Genomic DNA, 14,484 nt, shown 5'->3' on the forward strand with positions numbered 1-14,484 from the left:
TCGCTCGCGCCACCACCGCCCTGCGCGGCACTGATCGGCGCGGCCGCCCGGCGCCGCGCCGCCAGCGCGACGACAGCCGTCCGGATCGCGATCCCTGGCAGCTCGGCTTAAACTTGCACGCCGTCGGTCGACCCAGCCAGCCCAGCCGCCGCGCGCAGGCGCCTGGCCAGCGCCCCTGCTCCCGGCACCGCGGGCCACCGCCTGCCCGCCCCTCACCGCGCCCAGATCTTGGAACACGTTCTTGCAAACCACTGACACCAAAGACAAATCCAGGCACAGCACGGGAACGCCCGAGCACACGCCGCTGATGAAGCAATCTTGGCGTATGGTGATCGTATTGCTCTGGAGCCTTGTGCAGCAAGCGCCTTAATTGCGGCCCCATAACGATTCCCAGCTTGTCGCAACAAAATCGCAACATGCTGACAAGGTCAGGGCCTCGCTCGTTTTGAGCGGCCTTGAGATTGGAGCGGGGTCCCGGTTACATTTCACTTGCAACTAACGTATCGGGCCCGTTACGGGTTTGGCCAGACAAACGCGATGACCAACGGAGCTTGGTATGTATGCGACAAAGATCGGAACACTGGACGGCACCAGTTGGGAGCAGTTGTGCCAGCAAGTGTTCAAGCGCAAGTTCGCAGGTCACGGCTACCAGCAAATACCCACTAGCCCCGGTGACTTTGGGCTGGAGGGGTTCTGCAAGGCAAGTGGCATGGCGTTCCAATGCTACTGTCCTGAAAAACAATACACCCAAGCCGAACTCTACGAACGTCAGGTCGATAAGATCACCACAGACCTAGGCAAACTGAAGCTGTCAAAAAACAGCGTGGAACTGCAACTCCGGCTTGGGGAGACAAAGATTCGTCAATGGTGCTTTGTCACGCCGCATATCAATCACAACAAGTTGCTTGCGCATGCTCAGAAGAAGCAGGCAGAGGTCAAGGCTTGGAACCTTCCCTTCCTCTCGTCTGACTTCAGCGTTGAACTGCATGACATCGACTTCTACATCGTTGAGATCCAAGAACTCACAACTGCGCATGGCCTGCCGCTAACCCTTGGCACTCCGCCACCCCTGGCACTACCTGCGGACGGAGGCGAGGATTTCGACAAGAACATCCTCCGAAAGTCAGAGGCCCGCCTGTCTGGAAAGGTGTCTCATCCTGGCTACAAGGGCAACGTAGATCAGTTGGTAAACGTCACCACCAAGAACTTCCTTGAGTCAGATCACTTCTACAGGCAGCTGGAGCACGAAGCTCCAGCGGTTTATCTGCGGGTAGCACTTCTTATTGACGAATTCGCTCGACGGGTCGAAGAAGACAGCATCACTTGGACAGGAACGCCTGAAGCTCTAACCATTCAGATCAAGACCGATCTGGAAGCGCGTCTCGTTAGTTTGGGCCATGAGGTAGGGACAGTGAACGCACAGAAGCTGGCTCGCCTCACTGTCGCGCGGTGGCTTGCGGTCTGCACGTTGGACTACGGCACGGACCAGGGAGCGTGAGCCAATGTCGACGCTGAAGTTCAAACTGCGCCCATCGCCGGTTCTCCCAGAGCACCGCCCCCTTTACAAGATCAGCCAAGTGTTGCTAACGCTTTTGCTCGCCTGCCGATCAAATCGCTCCAGCCTGCTCCGGTTGCATCTCTTCAACTGGGCACTGAAGTCCGAGGAGCGACGACAGCAGCTTGTTGTTGCCTCACGAACCAAGAGGCTAGACCTGGTCACCTGGGGGTTCGATCCGATGCTCGCCAACGCCCTCACTTATGCAAAGGCTTCAGGCTTGGTTACGGCCAACGCAAAGGGATACGAGCTCACCGATGATGGCGAACTCTTTGCAAGGGAGCTGCTGTCCGACAATGAAGTCCTAGTTGTAGAGAAGACCCTTTTAAAGGAAATCGGAAAGTCGATCACCGAAGCAATGGTTGACGACGCGTCCAAGGAGTGGAGCCTGCAATGATCATCAAAGCCTTTCAGCTACGACTCGACACCCCGAGCGGCCTATTTGGGATTGCGGAGACGTTTTCTCGGCACTTGACCATCATCAAGGGGCGCAACTCGAGCGGCAAGAGCACCTTCTTCAACAGCCTGCTTTACAGCATTGGCATGGAGGAACTCGTTGGCGGCGTTGGCCCAAAACAGCTTACGTCGGCGGTTCGGATGAGCTTTGACTATGAGGGACAGACCATCAGTATCCTATCTGCCGAGACTCTCATCGAACTGGAAAACGCGTCTGGCGAGGTCATCACCATGCGCCGGGCCATCAAAGACGAAGCTCGCAGCGACCGCTTAGTCGAAATAGCAAACGGAGCCGTCCTTACTGAACACGTCACCCCGAATTCTTGGCGTCCGACCTACATTCATGGGCAGGGCAGCGCATCCCAAGAGGATGGCTTCTTCCAACAGTTTGAGTCGTTCCTTGGCCTCAGCTTGCCCAGAGTTGGCCTCACGAGCGGAAGAACGACAAAGCTGTATCTTCAAACCGTCTTCGCAGCCCACGCCATCGAACAGAAACGGGGATGGACTGACTACATCGCCGGGATACCTTTCTACGGGATCCGAGACGCGCGCACGCGGGTTGCCGAGTATCTGTTGGGGCTTGGCACCTTTGAGAATCTTGCTTTAAAGAGTGAGCTGGACGCAGAGTCCTCGCAAATCAACTTGGATTGGCGACAGGCCCTGGACGAACTGCGTCGTGAGGCGGGTGCGCTGGGCTTCAGCCTGCATGGAGCTCCTGCCCAGGTCACCGCCGCGTTCCTCCCGGAGGAAGTTCAGCTGAAGCGCGCGTCCTCCGATGAGCCCATGACACTTCGTGATTACGCATTGAGCCTTGCATCGGAGTTGCAAGGGCTGACGTCTAACAAGGGTGACAAGGGCACCGATGGGACGCCTGAACTCAGAACTCGGATATCCCAAGCCGAGCAAGATCTTCAACGCATCGCGGTGCTCTACGACCGGGCATCGAGCCATCACGCACTTCAAGCCGCATCTCGGACAGAGCTCAAGAACCTGCTCAACGAAACAGATCGGGACCTGACGAAGAACAAGGCGGTAAAGCGACTTCAGCAGATGGGAGCCCAGCGCGGGGTCGAGCTTGCCAAAGGAAACTGCCCCTCCTGCCACCAACCTGTTTCGGACTCTCTCGTCGTGGAGCGGATTTCAGGCAGCCAGATGGACTTGGAGAGCAATATCGGCTATCTGGAAAGCCAGCGCCGCATGCTTAGCCGCCAAGTTTCAGCTCTCGAAGAAGGCCTCATAGAATCCGAAGTATCTGTCAGAAGCTTTGCACAGGATTTAGACAGAAAGCGAGACCGCCTCACATCGCTCAAGGAAGATCTTGGTTCCAGCGCACAGCAGGAGAAGGCTGCCTTGCGCCGCGCCATTCAGCTTGAGCTCGAGATCGGTCGCCTTGATGCCCTTGCCCAAGCGTCGGAGCGCCTTGCGGGAGAACTAGCTACCATTGCCGATCGCCTGAGAACGAATCAGCAGTTGCGGACCGCACTTCCTAAAAACCTATACACCGATAGCGACGAAGCAACCATCGGGTTGTTCGAGAAGAACTTCAGGGCGAACACCGGATCCTTTGGCTACACAAGTGTCGCCAACATCAGGGATGTCAGCATCAATGACAAGTCATTGATGCCTTCACTGAGCGACATTGAACTCCGGGAGTATCGACAGAGGCCTGACATCAAATCTGAATCAAGCGCTAGCGATTTTGTTCGTCTGATCTGGGCTTACCTTATCGCCCTCTACCAAGCTTCGGCGATGAGCAAGCCGAAGGGCAATCACCTAGGCTTCCTGCTCCTGGACGAGCCAGGCCAGCACTCGATGAGCCAGGAGAGCCAGCGGGCACTGTTCAAAACACTCATTGCGTCTCCTCCAAACCTTCAGAGCATCGTCGCAGCGTCGTTCGATGAGTCCCCCAGCATCTTCGACTATGTGACAGACGGCGTCGCTCATAAGCTGATTTCGTGGGAAGGCAAGCTTATAGCCCCGCTCTAACCAAAGACTGGCGTATCACTCATAACTGGGCCGCACCTAGAAAATTTGCGCGTCAGCCGGCGGCGGCGGCCCGGCTGGGCTTTCTAGTCGAGCTGCCGCCATCATCGTGTTCACAGGCCAGCTGGAGCGACTCGGGCTTGCTTATGCTCGCCGCCGACCGGATCGAATCGGACAAGAAACAGGTTAACCGGGCAGCACCCGGAGACTCTTGTCGCTGCTGAATCACGTAACCAAGCGATTGCCTAATCCGTGACGACAGAAGGCTAATACCTCATATGAAATTACGGAGCAGCCAGCCATCAAATTTGTGAAGTGCCGCGCCAAGCGAGCTCTTGCGTTAAAAGAGCTAACTGATTTTATGTGTGCTCACCCCACACAGTGTCGACTCCCCACAATTCAATGCCAGCTAAAACTAGAGGTCTGCGGTTGATGTTGATCACGGAACTCGGCNGGTGAACTTGCTCTTGCGCATCGTTGGTCTCCTTGGTGGCTAGTGTGCCCGGAGACCTCTAACTATGGATGGACCAATTTTACGGGGAGTCGACAACGGCTTTTGTTGGCGGCATGTAGCACCTCGCGATCTAGTTGCTCCCACATTTGGCGACGCGGGATCGCCCTTCGTTCCGCAGCGAAGGCTGCACAGCGTGAGCGCCACCCTCCACATAAGAACGTCTTATGCCTCTGTAAAAGGAGGCGCTGGCTGTGTCACGAGCATCAAGGGCTTTGGCTGTTTCGCCTGCGCTTTTCACTGATGGAATGTTAGCTCTCGACGAGAGCTGCGGAAGGCGGCGCGGCTTGATCCGCAAGACGCCAACGCAATGAAAAAAGCGACCGAGGCTTCAGCTGGTGGCCACTAGTGAATGAAGCCGCCCCCATCACTATCGGCTCTGGGATGGCGGCCATCCAAAATTTGTTCCAACGCTGCAACTTGTGGCGTGGATACAACTGAGAAATCGACGCTGCAAACAGTCCATGCTCTACATTGCAACTTCTGCGCATTAGCCTTTCCGTAATGGAGTCAGCTGACTCCTATCCAGAGTCAGCCGAGTGCTCTTGCAAACGATGAATGAGTGCACAGACATCTTTTCTTGGCTGAAGATAAGCGCTGGAGAGCGAAAACTGGGCCGCATCCAGTTCGACGACCGATGACTCATCGACGTAAGGTCCGGCGAAAGCGGAATCGAAGAGAAGATGCGTTCCCGGCATTGTCGAGAAAGACCCTGAACTACAAAAATCCAGGGAATCCAATCCACCTCGCAACTCTTCTAACAGATCACCTTCGGACGGCGCCCAACGCCAGCGAATGATAAAAACTGATTTCCCAAGTTTAGTGAGAGCTGTCCTGTCAGGCTCATCACCGAGCACTAGGGCTTGTCTAGATCCAACATCAATCACACCAAGCTCATCTATCACATCACAAGCGCGTGTGTAATCCGTCGCATCAGCATCCTCTAGTGACCCTGTGCTTCCGCACCACTTAGGCAGTAAGTCTCTATGCAAGAGGACCAATGGTCCTCCACTCGATTCTATCCAGTTCAAATCTTTCACCTTCTCTCCGGTGGCTGCGGCGGTGGCGGCCTATATTGCCTCACTTCCCCCCCCTGTTGCCTACTGCAGGACAGGCATTGCGGATACAGACGCTGAGGCGCGCCACTCGGGTTTGCTTTGCTTGGTGGCTGGTGGTCTGGCACAAAATTGCCACTCTTTGTCCCAGGATCCTTAGTCCCGCAAGTGTGACAGCCGGTCTCCCTACCAATCTCATTGACATCCTCGCGCTCATCACCGGTGAAGTCGCGCTCTGGGCCTCTAGCTGGGATAGAGTCACCAGCATGCTCTCCAGGCGCAAGCGTCTTTGGACCGTTTGATTGTTTATCTTCTGGCTGAGAGTTGGCCTGATAAATTTTGTAACCGACCTCGCCAACAGCACCCAAAATAACTGCAGTTGCGATGACATCACCTGGACCAGGCAGGGGACTATCTAATTGTGAGATTACACCTGCCTGTGCTGCCCGAGTTGCGGCTATCTCGGTGACCGCCCCCCAGGGGATAACAATCGAACGGCCATCAGGGTCCGTGAACCGATACGGATTGTTGTTCGCATACCAGTAGCGATTGAAATTGGCTGCCAGCACCGAGTCAGCGGCCACCGGATCCACGCTCAGGAACCGCCCCAAGTCTTGGTCGTAGTAGCGCTGCTGCATATAGGTCAGTCCAGTCGCCCCGTCCATGGCGTGTCCGGTGTAGCCAATGCCGTCGACCGTCTTGCCGATGGGGCTGCCGTAGGGCTGGTAGTCGGTCCTTTCAACCACTTGACTAGCAGCATCCGTCACCGCGATCGGGCTGCCCAATGCATCCGTGTGCTGGAACTTGATGGCCCCCGCGTTGCGTGTGGCGAGCAAGCTGCCGTTGAGGTAGACGTATTCCGTGCCTCCCTTGCCCGACGCATCGGAGTAAAACAGCTGACCAGCCTGAGTGTAGATCTGAACAGTCAGCGTTGTCGGTCGACCGGATACGGTGCGGCGGCCGTATGCATCGTAAGCGTAACTTTCCTTGCCAGTAACATCTCGCAGACGGTTCCCATAGTCAAAGGAGAAGACTTGGCCGTTCTTGTTCTTCAGGTTTCCCTGCGGGTCATAGCTCAACCCAATTGTTGTTGCCCCGGAATTGTTGAAGACACTGGTCAACCGATTCCTGGTGTCATACCAGTAATTTTTCTCGCTCACCCCTGGCAGCTGGGCTGAAAGAATATTGTCGAGCACATCGTAGGTGTAGCGATTCCACGAGTCGCCACCAAATCGGCCAGACCCCGCTTCTACTAACCGATCCAGGCTGTCATAACCCATGTGGCGGTTGTAGCCAACTCCCCTTTGCTGATCGAGGATAGTGGTAACGTTGCCATTGGCATCGTATTGATATTCAAACGACGCAACGTTCGCATCACGGACCTGTTGCGGCATCTTACGGCCGTTGAGCACAAGGGAGTGGCTGACTCCATTGCCGTATGTGAACTGCCGCGCAGCCCCATTGGGGTAATAGCCAATACCCGATGCATAGACGTTCCCCAACTGATCGCGCACATCGGTCGGTTGACCAAGCGCATTGGGTGCGTAATTAATCGAAAGCCCACTAGGATATACCTGGCTAGCAAGCGCTCCATTTGCATCGTAGCCGTAGCCAATGGACCAGTTATCCCATCCAGTCTGACCAGAGGATTCGGACGTCATCAGCCGACGTTTGTTGTAGCCGTAAGCATTGACGACGGATGAGCCGCCAGCATCGTTCCACGTCGTTACCTGTGACGGCAGCCCGTCCGGCGTATAGGACCAGTCTTGGTTGCCATTCTTGTCAGGGAACCGCAACGTCTTTAGGCGATTCCGAGGGTCGTAGGTGCGCGAAACCTGCCGGCCGCTTGCAGCAGCGGCATCCAAGTCGCAACTGGTGGTGCTCGGGAGGTCAAGACCACTAGCCGACCAAGCCAAGTTACCCGCAGCATCGTAAGCTATCACTGTTGAGCCGTTTTCGGGCTCAATCACTTTGCACAGCTGTTGATTTGCGTCATACACGTAGCTGCGAGCGATAGATGCAGGCGCTTGTGGGGGCTTGACGGTCAGCACAACTTGGCCAGACTCCGCAGTCAGACCGTTGACGTCACGGGCCACCGCCTTGAGGCGATAGCTGCCCGCAGCCAAGTTGTTGAGAGCCACCTGGTAAGGCGCGGAAACAACGGTTCCTATGAGCGCGTCATTGGAATAGAAAGAGACATTGGCCAGTCCACCCTCTGGATCGCTGGCATTTGCACGCACTGTTGCTTTACCAGGGGCATAAAGAAATTTTCCATTGGCTGGTTCAGCCAATGAAACCTGCGGTGGGCGGTTGACTGCCTGGACATTGACCACTTGGTTGGGACTGGCCTCACCGAACCAGGTCACGCCTTCTTGCAGCAGCTTCCATTGATAGTTGAGTGTGCCAGCCGCCTGGGGCACAGCATTGAATGAGATCCGGACGGACTGACCCGGCGGCACATCATTAGGCAAATCAACCCTGCCGGTGCCCCATGTGCTGTTATCAGCTGGGTTAAAAGCTCCCAATCGGTAATTTGATGACCTACGCCAGGTCACGTTCCCGATGTTACGGAACGTGACCTCCACAGGGTAGGACTGCCCTACCGTCATCGTTGCAGGGACTGCATGGCTGACAAATGCCGAGTTACGATCAATAGCAGGGACCCGCAGACTTCCAGAGCCCGCGATCGTGTCGTGTGCCGCACCCACAGGCGAAATGCCATGGATGAAAATCACCTTCCCCCCGTTTTGGAGAATGAAGTTCTCATCTATAGGAAACAGGAAACGGTAATTTGTCGCTGATGTTCCGCACTCAGCCGCCACCCCAGCCTCGCTAGGAAGATTCGCTGTTTTGGCGCCAATAAAGCTTCCCGTTCCACCTGGGCCATCGAGGTAAAAATGCACATCGACCGGTTGAGTCAGATTGGTGGAACACGCCCAACCGGATATCACCGCAGAAGTAATACCATCAATACCTCCCTTGATGACGGACGGAAGAACATTGACATCAATTGGATAGCCCAAGCCTCCAAACCACGCCACGCCGTCCCTCACCATGCGCCATTGGAACAGTGTCTTTCCAGCGACCAGGGGAGCACGCACCGTAAAGTTAAAAGTGGTGCTTGCCCCTGACATGACGCTTGAGGGCAGCTCGACCCGTCCAACGCCCCACGGTGAGACGTCAGCCCCCTGGCTCCCAAGACGGTATCCCTCTGGGGACGTCCATGTCTTCCAGCCAGTGTTCTGGAAGGTGATGCTTGCACCGTAAGACTGACCCACGACCATCGTCGTCGGCACCGACCCGCTTATGTATTTTGCATCGTTCTCTTTGAGTTCAATGGGGGTCGGGCATTCATTAGCCGAACCTGCCGTGGATCCGTCGGGGCACTGCCGGGCAGCACCTGCACCGCCTGCTGCTGAGCAAAGAGCCAGCAATGCCAGCCCCCTGTAGATCACCGGCCCTAGGGACATGATGCGGAAACATGGGGCCATCGACCTGAGCTTCATTCGTAATAGTTCTTTGCAGCGGCTCATTGCGGACCTCGCGAAATTCTGATCGCCTTGCCGAAAAGATCTCTCGTGATATCCGTCCTGCTCGCCTCTGGCAGCAAAACCCACACCGGTGCGTCGTAGACCAATTGATCGAACATCTGGTAGCCCGTCCGCGTAACGGCACCCCGGGGATTGGTGACAAGTGTCTGAGCACCCGGGATGTATTGGGTAACCGTCGTCAGCAACCCCTGCTCACTGTCTTGAGAGACTGCGGTGGGTCGACCAACTGCATCGAACTCCGTCCAAACTCCGGTATTAGCGGTCTCGTTGCCACTCGGATAGGACGCAAATAGAGTCCGTCCTTCGTGGTCGTAGACGAACCGCTTCACCCTCAGTGTTCCAATCCCGTTTGCCGCATCGTATTCGCGTATCAACAGCGGCTGCCACAGCGCATCGAAGTAGGTAATTTTCTGTGCGTTTCCAGTAGTCACAGTCTGACGCCAGTGGCCGGCACCGATGCCGTATTCCTCGCTCCCCACTTGCCCAAAGGACTGAATGGTGGAAGTCCAAGACGCGCTATCGCCTGTCGGGTAAACGGTTGAAGTCAGTCGCCCCATGGCGTCGTAAGAATAGGCATGGACGAAGTTGTTTTCGTCAGCTGCGTTGCGCACCCACCCATTGTCGTCGACAAGCACAGACTTGCCCGAACCATCCGCATATCTTACCCACTGTGGGATGCCACGCTTCCAGTTGGATAGCGTCGTTGTATTGCCAAGCCCATCTTTGATTTGTGCGACTGTGCCATCCGGATTGTAGGTATAGGACGCAATTACCTTCCCGTTGCGACGCTCCAGCTGAGGCAACGCATTGCTGCCGTAATCAGTCTGGGCACTGACGATACCGGTGTCCAAGTTCCGTTGAAGAGCGGTTTTCCCTAACACCCAAGCATTGCGATCGTCGTAATATACTGTCTCGTCGCTTCGACCATGCCAAGCGCTCAAACGCTCAACGCGCAGTGGACGGGCAAATTCGTCGAAGCAAGGCTGGCTCCCACAGTCAGCGACTCGCCACACAAAGCGATCTCCATTTTCGATGGTGGTCACCTGACGCACGGGCCGCTGCCTGGCCGCCACCGTGTTATCGCCATAGTTGCCACCCGGATACATCGTCCGTGCCGCATAAGGAGCAGCATCAAAGGCAGCGTAATCGGTCACCCTCGTGCGAACGGCTGTAGAACCATTCCAACCGAAGTCCTGCTGTAGCAATAAGCCTTCGTTAGACCAGTAACGATTTCCAAACCGATAACGTGTGCTCTGCCCTGCAGGGTCTTTAACTGTGATGTCTCTAGTGATGGGGGAGCCGGCAGTGCACTCGACGTATTTGGCAGGGTCGCTGGGGCTTGGGTTGGGGCTTGGCTGCCAGCAGTTATTCGGTGTGCCGTAGTCATACGTCCAGGTGAGGCCTTGCGACGGCAACCCGGGGCCGGTGATGCGGCGGCTGGTCACTGCCATGACATAGAACTGGTAGGGGATGTCAGAGTAGGCCTCTTCTCGCCTGCAAACCCTGGGCACCCAAGACCGTCCCATCAGCATGGAATTGATCGCGTAATCGCTGCGAGCACCGGTGGGAGCAGTGATGCTTCCCACTCTGGTGCCACCCGACCAAGGACGTATGTTGTCGCAGCCAGGCGGCTGGCCGTAGGTCACTCGTGCACGAGACAACTCGACCAGATCGAAGGTCCAGCGACTGCCATCAGGCAATGTCACTGAGTCCACAGCATCGCTGTAGCCGTAAGACCAGGTCCGGCCTCCAGTAGTGACGGAGGTAATGACGTTGCCATCGCCACCCGCGTAAGAGAGGTCAATGCGGCGCCCATCACTGGCAACGATGCTCAACAGCTGCCATGGTGCTCCTGGATTCCAGTTATAGGTCACCGTGTTGCCAAAGCGATCCGTAACCCGAGTCGGATAGATCAGGACTTCTTCTCTCATCAAGTTGTAGTTGAGGCCAACCATGGGGACAATTCCGCCGACAGCGGCAGTCTTCATGGCACTCCCGGCGGAAATCGATTGTGGAGCTGGGGACGACTTGTGCAGTGCTGGGTAGCCACGTGACACCAAGTGATTGAAGGAATATGTCGCTCCTTGAGGGTCTACTAACTCGAACCCTTCACCACGAGCACCGGCTTCACTTGCCCCATCCAGCGAAGCTGAGCACCGGATTGCAGACCCGTCCTTTAAAACAAGGGGATACGTCCGTCCGTCAGCTGGCCTCAGTGCACCAGCAGATGCTTGGAGAAGCTCTTGGTCGCCAGCACCTGGGCGGTATGCAAAGCTTCCTCGCCAATACTCAGGGGCGTCGAAGAAGCCTCCCTGGATCGCGATTACTGGCGGCTGACCGTAGAGGCTGCAGCGGTTATTGACCAGGTCGCGCGCGGCTTCAACGGTCCACCCGCTAGAAGAAAAGACCCCGTGCATGTAAGGGATGTCGAGATCCCAGAGCTTGAAGTGTCCCTTTGTGGGACTGCCGACAGAGAAACGTCGACCGATGCGCACCTGCAAGGCGTTGTTGCCCTTCAAATCCACGTCGGTTTGAACGATCTCCATTGACCCGGTGTAGAGGTTGATGTTGTCGCCGAAGAGCTTGTCGCCGGGGCTGCTAACTACCGCACCCGATTGGATCAACTTGCCATAGTCGTCGTAGACATCCTCGGCAGAGCCCAGTGCAGGAGATAGCCCTGTCAGCGCAGCCAGCCCCAGTCCAATCGCGCGCATCTTGCGCGAGGTCGTGCCCGATTCCATAGCATTTTCCAAGTTGATGACTGACCGAGATCTGGGTAGACCCCACCGCTCACACGAACTCCCGCTCACGTGAAGACAGGGCATGACAACGCATGCCCGGCCAAGCCATCGGCAGGTGTTCGTGTTCAAGAATCCGGAGGTGCGCGAAGCGCGACCGCTAGGTCATTCCCCAATACCCCCAAACCCCTACGGTTGCGCGCCGCCAATTCGATGTCAACTGACCGCCAGCCCTCGCCTGTCCCAGCAGGAGCCTGGATGTAGAACGGCAAGTTCTTGACGTTATGAGGAATCGTTCACGAAAGGAGGTGTAGCTAGTGGTCCACCCACACCAGAATCAGAAATTTCTGACCCTGTTTTCAGCGGTTATCTGACACGGCGCAGCGGATTTTATTGACGTCTTCGCGACACGCCGCGCCTGCGATTTTTGCTGTTACGCAGCTTGGCGCGCGAACAACTGCTCAGGGCGTTCGGTCACACCTTCCGAAATTAAGGATTGACGCTAGCGCTCGTTTGTCAGATACAAATGATGACCGCGCGCCAAACCGTGGCGACAGGGGCGCGGCGTAACCCCACCACTCGCCCAGTTGGGCTGCCTTCGGCTGTTTGCTCCACCTCCGTCAACTCGCACGTCATTCAACAGGCACCGGCCTTGTCCGGTTTTTGGAGGATTCGTGCGTCCCCAGAAACACAAGGAGATGTGCTGCTATGCGATTCCGACTCTTCCTCACCATCTTGCTGCTCACCACGTTCAGTGCGGGTGCCCAAGCCCAGGTGGTCACGCTCAACAAGGGTGGCTACACCTTGAAAGACGACTGCACGAACCGCACCGCGTTGCGCTACGAATACGTGCTGCAGGCGGACAACGGCTCCGCAGCCCGACCGTCCAGCTTCAACTTGGATACCGAGCTGCCCAGTGGCTGTGCCGGCCAAACGTCCAGTGCGTCATATGCAAGCGTGCGTTCGGGTTACGACGATGAGCTGGATGAAACCACCTTTGGAGCAAGCACCATTGGCATCTCAGCACCGGCAAACGGCAAACGGCAAACGGCAAACGGCAAACGGCAAGCGATGCTGCCAGCTGCGAGTTGGCCGCAGCCCAGTAGACGTGACCCGAGCTAAAATTTCCAGATAATTACTTAGAGGTTCCGACACTGGGAACTCCCTCTTATCTTTTATTTCACAATATTAAATCTGAATTTTTAATCGGAAAAATCAAACACAAAAGATCACGCATCTCGGTGCGCAATTTTAATTGAGGCGCATCAATTTAAAAAATTTCGCCACGATTCCGACCCGATCATTAGTGGAAGCTTGAGATTCCTGCTGAGGCAAATCAGGTATCTTAAACGCACCTCCACTAAAAACAGACGCAGAAATAATCTCCGAACTCCTTATCACTCTAGCAAAAGACTTGGGATCTGGAGAGTCTCCTGGCTTTTCACTCGCATCTTCAAAAGCTTTAGTATAATCAACAACTTTAAGCACGCGATTTTCACCATCCCTGTAACCAGTCCATAAAGGAGAAATTGTTACAAAATCAATATTTGGATTATTCGTAAGAAGATCAAAAGTGTATCCCACTATAACTCTGCCATCTTTCATGTTGATCATGGCTGTTCTAGCCTCGCCATGATCCAAGCCAGAGAACTGCAACCCCTCAGCCCGCAGGACTTCAACAACCTTTGGATATTCTCGCAACGGCGTCCTCAAAAGGCGTTTAAACCCTATTTCAACACGTAGGAAACGAAGCATTCTCACAGCCAAGGTCCATGTTAAAACAAGCCCTCCAGGTGGCTTTCTAGGTTCGACGCCGACCACGCTACTCCAAAGAACTCGAGTCAATGGGTCAAGCTCTCGGCGATGATATAGCCAAAATCCCGCAACATTTTCGCTTACAAAAGTATTTACAAAGGAAATCAGAAGCCCGGATAGCAAAAGGGTCCCTAACGCCGTTCCGATAAAGTCAAAAGGAGCAACCTTATGAAGAGATTGTGCGAAATATCTACCCCAATCTGCCTGCAATACCAAGTAACAAATCAATCGACTAACCAGCAAAAATATAAAGCCTAGAAGTGCAGCAGCAAGTAATAACTGGTCCTTGGGAAGGCGCGCTGTCGAATATGCCCTCAACCTACTTCTGGAAAGAAAAAGATACCCTGCAAGCAAAGGCAAAAGAAGTATGTTATATGGCATCCCTGCTCACACCCTCTTAATTTATGATTAATTCATCTCTTAAATCTAGCTTGAGGATCACTCTGTGCAGCTTTTATTTCAGATTGCAACGCAACCTTCCCCCTGTCCGAAGAGATAAATCCCTTCAGATCTAAATCCAGATGATTGCCTTCGAAAGACACATACGAGACAGTCTGACCCGAAAATTTGTTATCCAGGGCTTGCCGTAAAAGCTCAACTGTAGACTCGATTTTTTTACTCATACTTACCTCTAGGCTCATGTATCACTCTAGCAAACTTGATGAACCGATCAACCACCGCAAGTTCATGAACATGAACAAATGCATGTTTGGACAAATTGAAATCACCAGACTCCGTCAGTTTCAGCTGGTTACCTAACCAACGCCGTCTTTGTTGAAAAATTGCAGCCCATACCGAGCAAATGCATAGATGGCGTCAA

Annotated in this window: 8 protein-coding genes and 1 pseudogene; 4 read left to right on the plus strand and 5 right to left on the minus strand. The window is 55.0% G+C overall.

The features are described 5' to 3' along the window. Positions 1–556: 556 nt before the first annotated feature. Genes C0541_RS08880 through C0541_RS08890 form a run of 3 tightly spaced genes read left to right on the plus strand, consistent with a single transcriptional unit; the run spans position 557 to position 3,997 of the window. Positions 557–1,498: a hypothetical protein gene (locus C0541_RS08880; protein ID WP_115047685.1), complete on the plus strand. Its 942-nt coding sequence runs from the start codon at positions 557–559 to the stop codon at positions 1,496–1,498. Between the two features lie 4 nt (positions 1,499–1,502). Continuing rightward, the gene (locus tag C0541_RS08885; protein ID WP_115047687.1) at positions 1,503–1,952 is read left to right on the plus strand and encodes a hypothetical protein; all 450 of its coding nucleotides are present in this window, start codon (positions 1,503–1,505) and stop codon (positions 1,950–1,952) included. Then, positions 1,949–3,997 carry a hypothetical protein gene (locus tag C0541_RS08890; protein ID WP_115047689.1) on the plus strand — a complete coding sequence of 683 codons (2,049 nt, stop codon included), beginning with the start codon at positions 1,949–1,951 and terminating at the stop codon, positions 3,995–3,997. The genes C0541_RS08885 and C0541_RS08890 overlap by 4 nt, the downstream gene beginning before the upstream one ends. A 1,029-nt stretch (positions 3,998–5,026) precedes the next feature. On the opposite strand, the gene C0541_RS08895 is transcribed toward C0541_RS08890, so the two are convergent. From C0541_RS08895 to C0541_RS08905, 3 genes are read right to left on the minus strand one after another with little or no spacing between them, the layout of a single operon-like run. Then, a complete protein-coding gene (locus C0541_RS08895; RefSeq protein WP_115047691.1) occupies positions 5,027–5,545 on the minus strand; it encodes an Imm21 family immunity protein in 519 nt (172 codons plus the stop codon). Next, positions 5,542–9,093 (minus strand): RHS repeat domain-containing protein, encoded by a 3,552-nt coding sequence (locus C0541_RS21295; RefSeq protein ID WP_153064973.1) that lies wholly within the window; start codon positions 9,091–9,093, stop codon positions 5,542–5,544. Before C0541_RS21295 ends, C0541_RS08895 begins: the two co-directional genes overlap by 4 nt. Then, positions 9,090–11,864: an RHS repeat domain-containing protein gene (locus tag C0541_RS08905; protein ID WP_115047695.1), complete on the minus strand. Its 2,775-nt coding sequence runs from the start codon at positions 11,862–11,864 to the stop codon at positions 9,090–9,092. Before C0541_RS08905 ends, C0541_RS21295 begins: the two co-directional genes overlap by 4 nt. Before the next feature lie 693 nt (positions 11,865–12,557). On the opposite strand from C0541_RS08905, the pseudogene C0541_RS21665 reads away from it, so the two are divergent. After that, positions 12,558–12,824, plus strand: a pseudogene (locus tag C0541_RS21665) (DNA/RNA non-specific endonuclease); the annotation flags it as partial. 276 nt (positions 12,825–13,100) lie between these two features. On the opposite strand, the gene C0541_RS20715 reads toward C0541_RS21665, so the two are convergent. Next, positions 13,101–14,045, minus strand: coding sequence for a hypothetical protein (locus C0541_RS20715; RefSeq protein ID WP_238601293.1), 945 nt, complete (start codon positions 14,043–14,045; stop codon positions 13,101–13,103). Positions 14,046–14,077: 32 nt separating this feature from the next. Next, positions 14,078–14,287, minus strand: coding sequence for a hypothetical protein (locus tag C0541_RS08915; RefSeq protein WP_238601294.1), 210 nt, complete (start codon positions 14,285–14,287; stop codon positions 14,078–14,080). Between the last annotated feature and the right edge of the window lie 197 nt (positions 14,288–14,484).

Source organism: Xanthomonas arboricola (genome assembly GCF_003353015.1).
Classification (GTDB): Bacteria; Pseudomonadota; Gammaproteobacteria; order Xanthomonadales; family Xanthomonadaceae; genus Xanthomonas; species Xanthomonas arboricola_E.